This window comes from Arthrobacter pascens, assembly GCF_030816475.1.
GTDB classification, from domain to species: Bacteria; Actinomycetota; Actinomycetes; order Actinomycetales; family Micrococcaceae; genus Arthrobacter; species Arthrobacter pascens_B.
In genome coordinates, this window is the sequence record NZ_JAUSXF010000001.1 from 1,717,355 (window position 1) to 1,731,083 (window position 13,729).

Below are 13,729 nucleotides of genomic sequence, written 5' to 3' on the forward strand. Positions count from 1 at the left end.
CGGGTTTTGACAATATGTGCCCCAATGGGTGCCGGATGTGGCGGTACGTCAGGGGCAGGAGTGTTGCCACATATGGAAAATGAGCTAGTACCAGCCGTTAATGACCATGCAGCAGCTGCTGAAACGCCGAAGAGAGCCGTAAGGACCCGGCGGAAGGCAGTTCCTAAGGCAGCCGACGCCGGGACGGCCGAGGCAGTCGCCGAGGCGCTGCCGGCCGTGGACGTTACGGACGGAGCCGGTGCCGCAGAAGCCCCGGCCACGGAAGATGCCACCCAGGAAGTCAAAGCGCCGGTCCGCCGCACGCGCTCGCGAAAGAAGGCTGACACCGCAGAGCCTTTGCCCGCCTTCGCAGCGGACGCCGAAGCTGTACTCCCCGAGGTTCCTGTTGTTCCGGAGAGCGAAGCCCAGCCTGCTGCCGCCGCAGCCGCAGACGAGACCACCGTTCCTGAGGCCGCGACCAAGCCCGTCCGACGCCGTCGGGTGGCGACCCGCAAGGCATCCGCCCCCGAGGTTGCTGCCACACCTGAGCCTGACGGCCCGGCTGAAACCGCTCCGGACACAGAAACAGCTCAGGACACTGAAAGCCCTCGCGCCGCCGCGAGGGCTGAGGCTGAGGCTGTGCCTGAGGAAACGCCGTCAGTCCAGCCGGGGGGAGCGCCGGAAGCCGCCCCGGTTCCCGAGGCCGACGCCGAAGCAGCTGCCGCTGAGGAAGCAGCGCCGGCCGGGCCGGCCAGCCCCTTCGGCTCGCTGTTCCTGGAGCCGGGTCAGGCGACGTCGGTGCTGTTCCAGGCCCCTGACCTGAGCACAGTCGTCCGCCCGGCGCCCGCTCCGGCCGTCACGGACGAGCAGGACGAGGACGATGCCGAGGAGGGCGACGGCGATGACAACGGCCGCCGCAGGCGCCGCAGCCGTGGCCGCCGAGGCCGTACGCGCACCGCCGGCCGCGACCTGGAGGGAGACGCCGACGGGGACGCCGAAGGCAGCCAGGAGAGGGACGACGCCGACGAGGAGTCATCCGGTCAGCCTGAAGAGGGCGTCACGTCCCGCCGTCGTCGCCGCCGCCGTCGTGGTGACCAGGATCTTGAACTTACCGGTGGAGGGGATGACGATCCGCCCAACACTGTCACCCGTGTCCGCGCACCGCGTGCCGTCAGCGAACCCGCCGTCAACAACCGCGTGACCAGCGTCAAGGGCTCGACCAGGCTAGAGGCCAAGAAGCAGCGCCGCCGCGAATCCCGCGATACCGGCCGCCGCCGCACCGTCATCACCGAGGCCGAGTTCCTGGCCCGGCGTGAGTCCGTTGACCGGCAGATGATCGTCCGCCAGCGCGACGACAGAATCCAGATCGCGGTCCTCGAAGACGGCGTCCTGGCTGAGCACTTCGTCTCCAAGACGCAGCAGGACTCCCTCATCGGCAACGTCTACCTGGGCAAGGTCCAGAACGTCCTGCCCTCCATGGAAGCGGCCTTTGTTGACATCGGACGTGGCCGTAACGCTGTCCTGTACGCAGGGGAAGTCAACTGGGAAGCCGTCAACCTCGAAGGCAAGCAGCGCCGCATTGAGAACGCGCTCAAGTCAGGCGATACCGTGCTGGTCCAGGTCACCAAGGATCCGGTGGGCCACAAGGGTGCACGGCTGACCAGCCAGATCTCCCTTCCGGGGCGCTACCTCGTGTACGTGCCGGGCGGATCCATGACGGGAATCTCCCGCAAGCTGCCCGACGTCGAACGCAACCGCCTCAAGCGCATCCTCAAGGACCGCCTGCCGGAGCACGCCGGCGTCATCGTCCGCACCGCCGCCGAAGGCGCATCGGAAGAGGAGCTCACGCACGACATCAACCGGCTGCGGGCGCAGTGGGAGGGCATTGAAAGCCAGTCCACGTCCACCAAGATCCTGGCCCCGGAACTGCTTTACGGCGAACCGGACCTCACCATCAAGGTGGTCCGCGACGTCTTCAACGAGGACTTCTCCAAGCTGATCGTCTCCGGCGAGGAGGCATGGGACACCATCGAGGCCTACGTAACGTACGTGGCGCCGGACCTGGTGGGCCGGCTGGAAAAGTGGACCAAGGATCAGGACATCTTTGCGGCCTGGCGGATCGATGAGCAGATTCACAAGGCACTGGACCGCAAGGTGTTCCTGCCCTCGGGCGGCTCCCTGGTGATCGACCGTACCGAAGCCATGACAGTGGTGGACGTCAACACCGGCAAGTTCACGGGCAGCGGCGGAAACCTTGAGGAGACCGTCACCAAGAACAACCTGGAAGCGGCGGAGGAAGTTGTCCGCCAGCTCAGGCTCCGGGACATCGGCGGCATCATCGTCATCGACTTCATCGACATGGTGCTGGAGTCCAACCGCGACCTGGTGCTGCGCCGGATGGTGGAGTGCCTGGGACGCGACCGCACCAAGCACCAGGTGGCCGAGGTCACCTCGCTTGGACTTGTCCAGATGACGCGCAAGCGTATGGGCACCGGGCTGCTGGAGGTTTTCGGCGAGCAGTGCGAGGTCTGTGCCGGCCGCGGTATCGTCACCCACGATGACCCCGTGGAGCACCGCCGGGCAAATATCGTGGCCGCGGAGCACCACGTCCAGCGCTCGGACAGCCAGCGCTTCGACAGCCGTCCGGATAACCGCCAGGACAACCAGCGGGCCGACAGCCAGCGGATCGAGAGCCAGCCCGGAGGCCGCACCGACCGCAAGCGCCGCCGCGGCAGGGGAGGACAGCCGCTGGATGTCGCCCAGGCCGCGCCGGTGCAGATCCACACGGTCCACCCGGACCCCAGCGACGCCGAGCGCCACGCCAAGGCTGAGGCCACCAGGGTTGCCCTTGCCAACATTGCGGCAGCAGCACACGCCGCCCACCTTCATGACGATGAGGTCGCGCACGCTTCCGCGGGCACGCAGGCACCTGTAAGCCAGGAACGTGTAACTCAGGAACGTGCACCGCAGGAGCGTGCACCGCAGGAACGTGCGCCGCAGGCACCTGCGCCGCAGGCATCACCTTCGCCGGCAACGGGACGGCACGATGCTGACGCATCCGGCCGCCCCGCCACCGTGCTGACCTTCGGCGGAGAACAGGTTGTGCTGCCGTTCGTGGAGCACGCGGGGGACCAGCCGCAGCAACCAGCGCTGACTCTGGACCGCCTGGCCGAGGCGTTTGCCCACCTGGGCGAGCCGGCCCCGGCGCCTGCACCTTCCCAGGCCGAGCCTTCCGAGGCCGAGCGTCCCCAGGCGGAACGTCCTGCCCCTCAGCAACCTGCCGTCGAGGAAAAGGACTACTCCGATCACACGGCAGGGCAGTCCGCGACCCGTCGTCCCCGGCGGAACCGGAGCGCCAGCCGTGCGCAGGGGGCAGCCAACGCCACATCAGTGGAACACCACGAGGCGACCCATGCGGCGTCCACCGGGCATTCACATGCGGCCAAAGCCCCCGAGCCGGAGGCGACGAAGCGGGCTGCAGCGGACGCCCCCATCATCCTCGGAGTAGGGGTTCCGGCCTCCGAGCTCTGAGGAGCAGTACACGTGTAGGCCATGATGCCCGGGCGGGCCCTGTAACATACAGGCCCCGTCCGGGCATCCGGCGTTAACACAGCGCTAGGCTGGGGGACTGACACGGGGTGCCGCGCAGAGAGCCGGCTGAGATCCACACCCGTTGAACCTGTCCGGCTAGCACCGGCGAAGGGACGTCTTTTTTGCCTTCAACATCAGTCCTGCCCCCAACAGCTGCTGCCCCTGATGCTCCCAATGCCGCACCCGCCCGGGCTTCAGCAGTCGGAACATCGGCCGCTGCAGACCGGGCCCTTTCAGAGCCGGCTGCGTCCCCATCCGCCACCCGGCGGCCGGTTCCCCGCGTGCTGTCCATCGCCGGATCGGACCCGTCCGGCGGTGCCGGCATCCAGGCTGACCTGAAAAGCATCGCGGCGCACGGCGGCTACGGAATGGCCGCCATCACGGCCCTCACCGTCCAAAACACCCAAGGTGTCTGGGCGGTCCACGTCCCGCCGGCAGCTTTCCTGGCCCAGCAGCTGGACGCCCTCAGCGACGACATCAGCATCGATGCCGTAAAGATCGGCATGCTGGGCGACGCCGAGGTGATTGCTGCCGTCCGCAGCTGGCTGGAAAAAGTCCGGCCCGCCGTCGTCGTCCTTGACCCGGTGATGGTGGCAACCAGCGGGGATAGGCTCCTGCAGGAATCGGCCGAGGCGGCCCTGCGCGGACTTCTGCCGCTGGCGGACCTGATCACGCCCAACCTGGCCGAACTCGCCATGCTCATGGATGAACAGGAGGCGGACAGCTGGCCGGCTGCCCTGGAGCAGGGCCGCCGGCTGGCATCCGTCACCGGTGCCACCATTCTGGTGAAGGGCGGCCATCTCGACGGCGGCTCCTGCCCGGATGCGCTGGTCAATACCGGGGGACTGCTCTCCGAGGAAGTGGTGGTCCTGCAGGGGGAACGTGTTCCCACCCGCAACAGCCACGGCACCGGCTGCTCGCTCTCCTCGGCGATGGCAACGGCACAGGCCCGGCTGGGCGACTGGGAGGCGTCCCTGCGACAGGTGAAGCCATGGCTGACCGCTGCCCTGCAGAACTCTGCCTTGCTGGGAGTAGGCAGGGGCAACGGTCCCATCCACCATTTCCACCACCTCCAGCCCCCGGCGTCCGCCTTAGGCTTTGCCGACATCCTCTGGGCTGAGGCGCAGCCGGACCTGGAGGCCATCTACAGCCTGCAGTTCATCCGGGACCTGACAGACGGCAGCCTGGCTGAAAACCAGTTCGCCTACTACCTCGCCCAGGACGCCATCTACCTCAACGGCTACTCCCGGGTGTTGGCACGTGCCAGCGCGCTGGCCCCCACCGAAGCAGGGCAGCTGTTCTGGGCGCGGTCCGCACAGCAGTGCCTGGAGGTCGAATCCGAGCTGCACCGCACCTGGCTCAGCACGCGCACCGTGGAGCCTGGGCTCGGTCCCGTCACCAAGTCCTATGTTGACCACCTGACGGCCGCGTCAGCATCCGGTAGCTATGCGGTGCTCGTCGCTGCCGTCCTTCCATGCTTCTGGCTTTATGCCGAGGTGGGGAAGACACTTCACGCGGAGTTCCTAGCTTCGGGCGCGCCGGCGGACCACCCCTACTCGGCATGGCTGCGGACGTACGCCGACGAGGACTTCGCCGCGGCCACCCGGCAGGCCATCGCCTTGGCGGACGACGCCGCGCGGAGAGGATCAGAGGACGAGCGTGCAGCCATGATCGTGGCGTTCCGGCAGTCATGCCGTTTCGAAGTGGAATTCTTTGACGCGCCGCGCCACCACGCCTGACCGCAGACCGGGGCGGCAGCCGGTAGGATAGTCAGGCAGGGTTTCGGATGTCGGTGTTGAGCATGCTTGTGCTGCCTATCACAGACAATGCGCTGGAACCAGCCTCATTTGCGGCCGAAGGCAAAATTAGCGTATTCTAGATCTTCGGTGCTTACGCCAACACTTGGGTTATGACCCCGGGAGCAGCCCGCTTGGACAACGAGCGGATATTGCAACCGGGATAGCTCACGGGTTCCCCCGCGAATCCACGGCGTTGAGGCACAGCGGAAGCCCAGCCAAATATGGACCCCGGTTCCGCACGCAAATTTAGTAATAAACGTCGAGAGAAGTGAGTTCCCAAGTGGTGTACGCGATTGTCCGCGCAGGCGGCCGCCAAGAGAAGGTTTCCGTTGGAGACTTCGTTACCCTGAACCGCGTCACCGGTGGAGCCGGCAGCACCATTGAGCTGCCCGCACTGCTCCTGGTAGACGGTGACAAGATCACGTCCGCCGCTGCGGACCTGGCCAAGGTAACTGTTACGGCTGAGATCCTTCAGGACCTTCGTGGTCCCAAGATCGTCATCCAGAAGTTCAAGAACAAGACCGGTTACAAGAAGCGCCAGGGTCACCGTCAGGAACTGACCAAGGTCAAGATCACTGGCATCAAGTAACTACCGGTTACTGTTCAGGTTTTCAGCAGATTCCCCAGAATTTAGAGGCAGGCATTTCAAATGGCACATAAAAAAGGCGCGAGCTCCACTCGCAACGGTCGTGACTCCAACGCCCAGTACCTTGGCGTCAAGCGCTTCGGCGGCCAGGTAGTCTCCGCAGGCGAGATCATCGTCCGTCAGCGTGGCACCCACTTCCACCCGGGCGCCGGCGTAGGCCGTGGCGGCGACGACACCCTGTTCGCACTGACCCCGGGAGCTGTCGAATTCGGCACCCGCCGCGGTCGTCGAGTCGTCAACATCGTTGCTGCTGCAGCTGCAGAGTAACCAAAAGTTCTAAAGCGGTGGAGCGGGCCAGTTGGTCCGCTCCACTGCTCATTTAACCGCATTACAATCATCTTGGCGCCCCGCGGCGTCCAGGAAACAGCACTGAGGAGATCCACGTGGCCAGCTTTGTAGACCGGGTAGTACTGCACGTATCCGGCGGTACCGGCGGCCACGGCTGTGTCTCCGTCCACCGTGAGAAGTTCAAGCCCCTGGGCGGGCCCGACGGCGGCAACGGCGGCGACGGCGGCGACGTCATCCTGCGCGTTGACCACCAGACCACCACACTGCTGGATTACCACCACGCCCCGCACCGCCATGCCACCAACGGCGGGCCCGGTATGGGCGACTGGCGCGGCGGCAAGAACGGCGAGACCCTCATCCTTCCGGTCCCGGACGGCACAGTGGTCAAATCCAAGGACGGCACTGTCCTGGCGGACCTCGTCGGCGAAGGTGCCGAGTATGTCGCGGCGGCTGGGGGCCAGGGCGGGCTTGGAAACGCTTCACTGTCATCCCAGAAACGCCGTGCCCCGGGTTTTGCGCTTCTGGGCATCGAAGGTGAATCCAGCGATATCGTGCTGGAACTCAAGTCCATCGCCGATATCGCGCTGGTGGGCTTCCCCTCTGCCGGCAAATCCAGCCTCATCGCCGCCATGTCAGCAGCGCGGCCAAAGATTGCCGACTACCCCTTCACCACACTGATTCCCAACCTGGGTGTGGTCCAGGCCGGAGACGTGCGCTTCACGATTGCCGACGTCCCGGGCCTGATTGAAGGTGCCAGCGAAGGCAAGGGCCTTGGCCATAACTTCCTGCGCCATGTTGAGCGCTGCGCCGCGCTGGTGCACGTGCTGGACTGCGGCACCCTTGAATCTGACCGGGATCCGCTCTCGGACCTGGCCATCATCGAGGCGGAACTGGAGAAGTACGCCGTCGACATGAGCTACGCCGGTACCGACGGTGAAGTGGTTCCGCTGAACCACCGCCCCCGGCTGATTGCCCTGAACAAGGTGGACCTTCCGGACGGCAAGGACATGGCCGAATTCGTCCGCCCGGAGCTGGAGTCCCGCGGCTACCGCGTCTTCGAGATTTCCGCCACCAGCCATGAGGGGCTGCGCCAACTCGGCTTTGCCATGGCTGAAATCGTCCAGGCCGCCCGCGATACGCTGGCCGCGGCTCCGCCCAAGGTCCAGCCGCCGGTACTGCGCCCCCGCGCGGTCAACGAGGCCGGATTCAAGATCCGCCGCGAGGAAAAGAACCTCGAACCGCTGTTCCGGGTCCTTGGCGAGAAGCCGGTCCGTTGGGTCAAGCAGACTGACTTCACCAACGAAGAAGCCATCGGCTACCTGGCGGACCGCCTGGCCAAGCTCGGCGTCGAAAACGAACTGTTCAAGCAGGGCGCCAAGCCCGGCGACACCGTGGTGATCGGCGAGGACGACGGCGTGGTCTTCGACTGGGAGCCCACTATGATGGCCGGCGCGGAACTGCTGGCTTCACCGCGCGGCACGGACGTCCGCTTCGCCGACATCGGCGACCGCCCCACCCGTGGCCAGAAGCGCGATGAGCAGCAGGAACGCAAGGACGCCAAGGCCGCCGCGCGCGCCGAACTTGAGGCTGAGCGCAAGGCCGGGATCTGGACCGAATCCGTCAGCAGCCGCCGGATCGCGAAACCGCTCAAGGAGAGTGGACTGGGCGCAGAAGATGACGAGTAGCACCGTCGCCGCGGAGCCGGGGGACCGGACCGCGGACAGGAGCGCGCTTTCCGGGGCCCGCAGAATTGTCGTCAAGGTCGGATCGTCATCACTGACCAGCATCAAGGGCGGGATTTCCGAGGAAGCCCTTACAGCCTTGGCCGATGCTCTGGCGGCAAAACGGAACGCCGGCGCCGAGATCATCCTGGTGTCTTCCGGCGCAATCGCTGCAGGTCTCGCGCCGCTGGGACTTGCGAAACGCCCCCGTGACCTGGCCACCCAGCAGGCCGCAGCCAGTGTGGGCCAAGGGCTTCTGATGGCCCGCTACACGCACGCTTTCGGTGCCCACGGCGTGACGGTCAGCCAGGTGCTGCTCACCGCAGACGACCTGATGCGCAGGAGCCAGCACACTAATGCGTTCCGCGCCCTGGACCGGCTCCTGAATCTTGGCGTGGTCCCGGTGGTGAACGAAAACGACACGGTGGCCACCCATGAGATCCGTTTCGGAGACAACGACCGCCTGGCCGCCTTGGTGGCGCACCTGGTCCGGGCTGACGCGCTGGTGCTGCTGTCCGACGTCGACTCCCTCTACGACGGCCCGCCGTCGCACGGCGCCAAGCGGATCCCGCTCGTAAAGGGTCCGCACGACCTGGACGGCGTGACCATCGGCAAGGCCGGAAAAGCCGGCGTGGGCACGGGCGGAATGATGACCAAAGTGGAGGCAGCGACCATTGCCGCCGGATCCGGCATTCACGCCCTGGTGACCTCCACCGCCAACGCGGCCGCAGCACTGGCTGGTGAGGATGTGGGCACTTGGTTTGCGGTTAATGGGGCACGCAAGCCCGTCCGGCTGCTCTGGCTGGCGCATCTCGCCTCTGTCCACGGCCGGCTGGTCCTCGACGACGGCGCCGTCAAGGCAGTGCGTCACCGCCGTACCTCGCTGCTCCCCGCCGGCATTTCCGCGGTGAAAGGCAACTTTGAAGCGGGCGACGCCGTCGAAATCGTCAGTGCCGACGGCACCGTCATCGCGCGTGGACTCGTGAACTACTCCGCGGCCGAACTTCCCCAGATGCTCGGCCGGTCAACCAAGGAACTGGGCAAGGCCCTGGGCCGCGGGTATGACCGTGAGGTTGTTCACGTTGACGATCTTGTGCTCGTCTAAGGCCGTGCCTCGCCTAAACTTGGATCATGACTGAGTCACTGACCCACAACACCGCTGCGATTTCCGGGGATACGCCTGTTGTTCCTGCGTCCCAGGAGGCCGGCACCAGCCCGGAGTCGCAGGATCCGGAATCGGCAGTGAAACTGACGGCCGATGACGTTGAGGCCGCTGTCAACGCCATCGCGGACCGGGCACGCCGCGCAGGCCGCCGGATGGCCGGGGCCAACCGCGCCTGGAAGGACGGGGGCCTTCGGGCCATCGGCGCCGCACTGCTAGAGCGGAAGAACCTCATCCTGGCAGCGAATGCCAAGGATGTCGCAGCCGGCAAGGCGAATGGCACATCGGCGGCCCTGCTCGACCGGCTCACCCTGAATGAAAGCCGCATCGCCGGACTCGTGGATGCCCTTGAGAACCTGGCCAACCTGCCGGATCCCGTAGGCAACGTGGTGCGCGGCCAGACCCTGCCCAACGGCCTGCGTCTGCGCCAGGTGAATGTGCCCATGGGCGTGGTGGCCGCCATTTACGAAGCCCGTCCCAACGTGACTGTCGACATCGCCGGATTGGCCCTCAAGAGCGGAAACGCCGTCATCCTTCGCGGCGGTTCCGCCGCAGCTGCTACTAACGACGCCCTGGTCCATGTCCTGCGCGAAGCACTGGATTCGGTCGGGCTGCCGGCGGACGCCGTCCAGACTGTCGACCAGTACGGCCGCGAAGGCGCCAACGCCCTGATGCGTGCCCGCGGCCGTGTGGATGTCCTGATTCCCCGGGGCGGCCGCGAACTCATCCAGACCGTGGTCAGGAATTCCGCCGTGCCCGTTATCGAGACCGGCGAGGGCAACGTCCACATCTTCATCGACGAATCGGCCAGTGAGGAAATGGCGGTCGAGATCCTGCTCAATGCCAAGACCCAGCGGCCCAGCGTCTGCAACACAGTTGAGACGCTGCTGGTCCATTCGCGGTCGACCGTGCTGCCTGCCGTTGCGGCGGCACTGCGCGAGGCCGGTGTCACCCTGCATGCCGATGACCGGATCCGGGCGGCCCTGCCCGCTTCCATTCCGTCAGAGCCGGCCACTGACGAGGACTGGGGCACGGAGTACATGGATCTCGATCTGGCTGTGGCCATGGTGGACAGCCTCGAGGAGGCCGTCCAGCACATCCGCACCTGGTCCACCGGGCACACCGAGGCCATCCTCACCAATAACTTGTCGAATGCTGAGCGGTTCATCGCCGAGGTGGATTCCGCTGCGGTCATCGTTAATGCATCCACGCGCTTCACCGACGGAGGCGAGCTGGGACTTGGCGCCGAGGTGGGGATCTCCACCCAGAAACTGCACGCCCGGGGGCCGATGGGGCTGACCGAGCTCACCACTACCAAGTGGATCGTGCAGGGCGAGGGCCAGGTCCGCGGGTAGCGGCGCGGTAACATAGAACAAAGTCCGGAACGGCGGGGATATCCGCCTTCACATCCTTTCAGCCCTAGGGGAGAAAATGCTGCTCCAGCAGATCGCCACGTCCATTGCCGCCGCAGGCGAAGCAGAACATGAGGAACTCGCCCCGCTGTGGGCGGCGCCGTGGGTCTTTGGGGTATCCATTTTCGCCATCCTGCTCGTACTGATGTTCATCACGTGGTCCTACTCGAACGTGGGCAACCGCCACTCCGCCACCGACGAGCACGCCGATCCGCACCGCCAGCACCCCAACAAGCACGATCACGGCCAGGGCCACTAACATTTCCCGCATTCTGCACCATAGCGGTGCTGGTGGCCGGCTGCGGCTGGGCGTGATGGGCGGAACTTTTGATCCGATCCATCACGGCCACTTGGTTGCCGCCAGTGAAGTGGCCGCCAAGTTCGGCCTGGACGAAGTGGTTTTTGTCCCCACGGGACAGCCTTGGCAAAAAACGCACAGGGATGTCAGCGAGCCGGAGCACCGGTACCTGATGACTGTGATCGCCACGGCCTCCAATCCCCGCTTCACCGTCAGCCGGGTGGATGTGGACCGCCCCGGTCCGACGTATACCATTGATACTTTGCGTGACCTTCGCAGGCAGCGGCCGGACGCAGATTTGTTCTTCATCACTGGGGCCGACGCGCTGGCACAGATCCTGTCCTGGAAGGACATCGACGAACTCTGGTCGCTGGCGCATTTTGTCGGGGTGACCAGGCCCGGGCACGTGCTTGACGGCATGGGCCGGAAGGACGTCAGCCTCCTTGAGGTGCCGGCCATGGCCATCTCCTCCTCGGACTGCCGGGCGAGGGTGGCCGCAAACAACCCGGTCTGGTACCTCGTGCCGGACGGTGTGGTCCAGTACATTGCCAAATATGGGCTGTACGCCGGAGGAGCTAACCCCGGCGACGCACCAGCCACCGAAACAGACGAACCAGCCAGTACTGAATGAGTTCTCAATGAGTCAGGAACAGCCCCCGGTCCGCAGCCGCCGCGAACTACGGCAGGCCAGAGACGAGCAGCAGGCTTCCGGGTCCGTAGGTCCGGGAGTGGTTTCGCCTGCCTCAAAACAACCCGCAGATTCCGGCGCGGGCCAGACGCAGGCGCAGCGTTCGTCCCAGATCCGGGCACGGGACCGGGCTGCGTTGCGCACCATCAAGGAACTTGAGGAAAAAGAGGGACAGCTCGCGACCGGGGGAGCACCCACGCGCAGGCAGTTGCGGCTGCAGCAGCTCAAGGAACAGGCTGTCACATCGGCACACCCCATCGTTCCGCCGGCAAGCCGGGCTGCAGGCCCCCAGGAAGAGAACAACCCCAGGGCGGCCACCGTGCAGGGCCGTCCGGCAGGGCCAACCGGGGCCGAGGGCGTAGCACCAGGACCACGTCCTGAGCCGACGTCGAAAGGCTCCGGGCTGCCCGATGGCATGAGCGTGGAACAGGCTCTGGCAGCGCGAACCCTGATCGCCGAGCAGGCCACCAGCCAGCTGGCAAAGATGGAACATAGTGCTTCACCGGATCCGGAAGCAGTGGATCCGGAGATCCTTGCGGAACAAATAGCGCTGGCAGAACGGGCCGCCGTCCTGAACCGCCGTGCAATGGCCAAGCAGAAGCTGGCGGAGCAGGCGGCCCCGCCGACAGCCCCGCTGTCCCTACAGGCTGGGCGCCCCGAGTCCGCGCCGCGGCCCGGTCCCTCGACGGCCAGTAACCTTGCCATGGTAACGCCGCTGGAGTTCGTGCAGGTGCCGGGCGTGGCCCATCCGATCATGAAGCCGCCGTCGACCTCCTATGTCCCTGTTGTCACCAACCCCGGGCCCAGGGTGCAGACCTCCGGCGGGAAGGGCCGCAAGTCCGCCGCGGGCTCCAAGCCCTCGGCCGCCCGGTCTGCCGCTGCTGCCGGTGCTGCTACCGCCGCTGCTGCCGCTTCGGGCCGGTCCCGGGTCATTGCGCGCGCCGAAGCCGCTGCGCGGGCGGCCACCGAACCAAGGCCCGTTGCGCCCAACCCGCCTGTTGTGGGCGGGGGACCATCAGAAGACCTGTTTGACGACCTTCCCCGCATCCCCGCCCGGTCCGCATACGGGCTCGAACCGTTGGATGCGGCAACTGCGGGCCTGGCCCGCGCGAAACGAATGCGGCTCGTGCAGTTCTGCGTCCTGACCTTCGGCATCGTTGCCCTCATTTCCGGCGTCATCCTGATCATCAGCGGCATCTCGCGCTGATCAGGCCGAGCCCACACCAAAAATCTTTCAGATAACCACAAGGAGTCCCGTGACTGCATCAGATTCATCCATCGCCACAGCCCGCCACGCCGCCAAGGCCGCCGCGGACAAGATCGCCCAGGACATAGTTGCCCTGGACGTCAGCGAACGCCTCGCGCTGGCCGATGTCTTCCTCATTGCCTCGGCGCCCAGCGAACGCCAGGTCAATGCCATTGTGGATGGAATCGAAGAGGAACTTTCCAAGCAGGACCTCCGCCCTGTCCGCCGTGAAGGCCGCTCAGGCGGGCGCTGGGTGCTCCTGGACTACTCCGATATCGTCATTCATGTCCAGCACGAGGAGGACCGCGTTTTCTACGCCCTGGAGCGTCTGTGGAAGGACTGCCCGGTGGTGGACCTGCAGCTGGGCGACGACTCCTCAGCCAAGGCCGCAGCCTCCTCAGACGCGGAGTAAGCCCGCCCCCGCGGACCGAATATGCCCGATTTGGAATTTTCGGAAATGCTGTTCTAAGATATTTGAGTTGCTCCGGGGAAACCGTTGGAGCAACCAAGATCCGGGGCTGTGGCGCAGCTGGTAGCGCACCTGCATGGCATGCAGGGGGTCAGGGGTTCGAGTCCCCTCAGCTCCACCGGATGATCCGCCGGAATCGTAAGATTCCGGCGGATTTTTTGTACCCGGAAGGGGCTCCTCCGTTTCCCGGCCGGTGAGGGGAGCATCCCGCAGGACCGCTGTGGGGAAGACCATGCCGGATTGGCGTCGCGGCAGAATCTCCATTAAGCTGATCAGGTTGCTTCCGGCGGCTTGATCACCGGAGAACGAAGTACGGGGCTGTGGCGCAGCTGGTAGCGCACCTGCATGGCATGCAGGGGGTCAGGGGTTCGAGTCCCCTCAGCTCCACCAAAATGGGAACCACCGAATCAGGTGGTTCCCATTGTGCTGA

Annotated in this window: 11 protein-coding genes, 2 tRNA genes and 1 riboswitch; all 13 genes read left to right on the forward strand. The window is 65.8% G+C overall.

What is annotated here, in order from left to right; genetic code table 11:
* Positions 1–72 precede the first annotated feature (72 nt).
* Complete coding sequence (locus QFZ40_RS07910) at positions 73–3,510, forward strand: Rne/Rng family ribonuclease (RefSeq protein WP_306903746.1); 3,438 nt, start codon at positions 73–75, stop codon at positions 3,508–3,510.
* Between the two features lie 93 nt (positions 3,511–3,603).
* Positions 3,604–3,701, forward strand: a riboswitch (TPP riboswitch).
* A gap of 150 nt (positions 3,702–3,851) precedes the next feature.
* The gene (gene thiD / locus QFZ40_RS07915; RefSeq protein WP_306906862.1) at positions 3,852–5,309 is read left to right on the forward strand and encodes a bifunctional hydroxymethylpyrimidine kinase/phosphomethylpyrimidine kinase; all 1,458 of its coding nucleotides are present in this window, start codon (positions 3,852–3,854) and stop codon (positions 5,307–5,309) included.
* Between the two features lie 340 nt (positions 5,310–5,649).
* Complete coding sequence (gene rplU / locus QFZ40_RS07920) at positions 5,650–5,958, forward strand: 50S ribosomal protein L21 (protein ID WP_306906863.1); 309 nt, start codon at positions 5,650–5,652, stop codon at positions 5,956–5,958.
* A gap of 60 nt (positions 5,959–6,018) precedes the next feature.
* The gene (rpmA, locus tag QFZ40_RS07925) at positions 6,019–6,282 is read left to right on the forward strand and encodes a 50S ribosomal protein L27 (RefSeq protein ID WP_009372867.1); all 264 of its coding nucleotides are present in this window, start codon (positions 6,019–6,021) and stop codon (positions 6,280–6,282) included.
* Positions 6,283–6,398: 116 nt separating this feature from the next.
* Complete coding sequence (gene obgE, locus QFZ40_RS07930; RefSeq protein WP_306903747.1) at positions 6,399–7,988, forward strand: GTPase ObgE; 1,590 nt, start codon at positions 6,399–6,401, stop codon at positions 7,986–7,988.
* Complete coding sequence (proB, locus tag QFZ40_RS07935; protein ID WP_306903748.1) at positions 7,978–9,129, forward strand: glutamate 5-kinase; 1,152 nt, start codon at positions 7,978–7,980, stop codon at positions 9,127–9,129. Before obgE ends, proB begins: the two co-directional genes overlap by 11 nt.
* A 26-nt stretch (positions 9,130–9,155) precedes the next feature.
* The gene (locus QFZ40_RS07940) at positions 9,156–10,541 is read left to right on the forward strand and encodes a glutamate-5-semialdehyde dehydrogenase (protein WP_306903749.1); all 1,386 of its coding nucleotides are present in this window, start codon (positions 9,156–9,158) and stop codon (positions 10,539–10,541) included.
* A 76-nt stretch (positions 10,542–10,617) separates the two neighbouring features.
* A complete protein-coding gene (locus tag QFZ40_RS07945) occupies positions 10,618–10,857 on the forward strand; it encodes a hypothetical protein (protein ID WP_306903750.1) in 240 nt (79 codons plus the stop codon).
* Between the two features lie 10 nt (positions 10,858–10,867).
* On the forward strand, positions 10,868–11,527 hold the full coding sequence (nadD, locus tag QFZ40_RS07950; protein ID WP_373427468.1) for a nicotinate-nucleotide adenylyltransferase: 660 nt from the start codon (positions 10,868–10,870) through the stop codon (positions 11,525–11,527).
* A 7-nt stretch (positions 11,528–11,534) separates the two neighbouring features.
* The gene (locus QFZ40_RS07955; protein WP_306903752.1) at positions 11,535–12,791 is read left to right on the forward strand and encodes a hypothetical protein; all 1,257 of its coding nucleotides are present in this window, start codon (positions 11,535–11,537) and stop codon (positions 12,789–12,791) included.
* Positions 12,792–12,840: 49 nt separating this feature from the next.
* A complete protein-coding gene (rsfS, locus tag QFZ40_RS07960; protein ID WP_306903753.1) occupies positions 12,841–13,242 on the forward strand; it encodes a ribosome silencing factor in 402 nt (133 codons plus the stop codon).
* Between the two features lie 102 nt (positions 13,243–13,344).
* Positions 13,345–13,417, forward strand: a tRNA-Ala gene (locus tag QFZ40_RS07965).
* Positions 13,418–13,613: 196 nt separating this feature from the next.
* Positions 13,614–13,689, forward strand: a tRNA-Ala gene (locus QFZ40_RS07970).
* The last annotated feature ends 40 nt before the right edge of the window (positions 13,690–13,729 follow it).

Excerpts from the sequence above, each read along its gene's own strand:
- rpmA (WP_009372867.1), top strand. The coding sequence starts at position 6,019 with ATGGCACATAAAAAAGGCGCGAGCTCCACTCGCAACGGTCGTGACTCC.
- QFZ40_RS07945 (WP_306903750.1), top strand. The coding sequence starts at position 10,618 with ATGCTGCTCCAGCAGATCGCCACGTCCATTGCCGCCGCAGGCGAAGCA.
- QFZ40_RS07940 (WP_306903749.1), top strand. The coding sequence starts at position 9,156 with ATGACTGAGTCACTGACCCACAACACCGCTGCGATTTCCGGGGATACG.
- QFZ40_RS07955 (WP_306903752.1), top strand. The coding sequence starts at position 11,535 with ATGAGTCAGGAACAGCCCCCGGTCCGCAGCCGCCGCGAACTACGGCAG.
- proB (WP_306903748.1), top strand. The coding sequence starts at position 7,978 with ATGACGAGTAGCACCGTCGCCGCGGAGCCGGGGGACCGGACCGCGGAC.
- QFZ40_RS07910 (WP_306903746.1), top strand. The coding sequence starts at position 73 with ATGGAAAATGAGCTAGTACCAGCCGTTAATGACCATGCAGCAGCTGCT.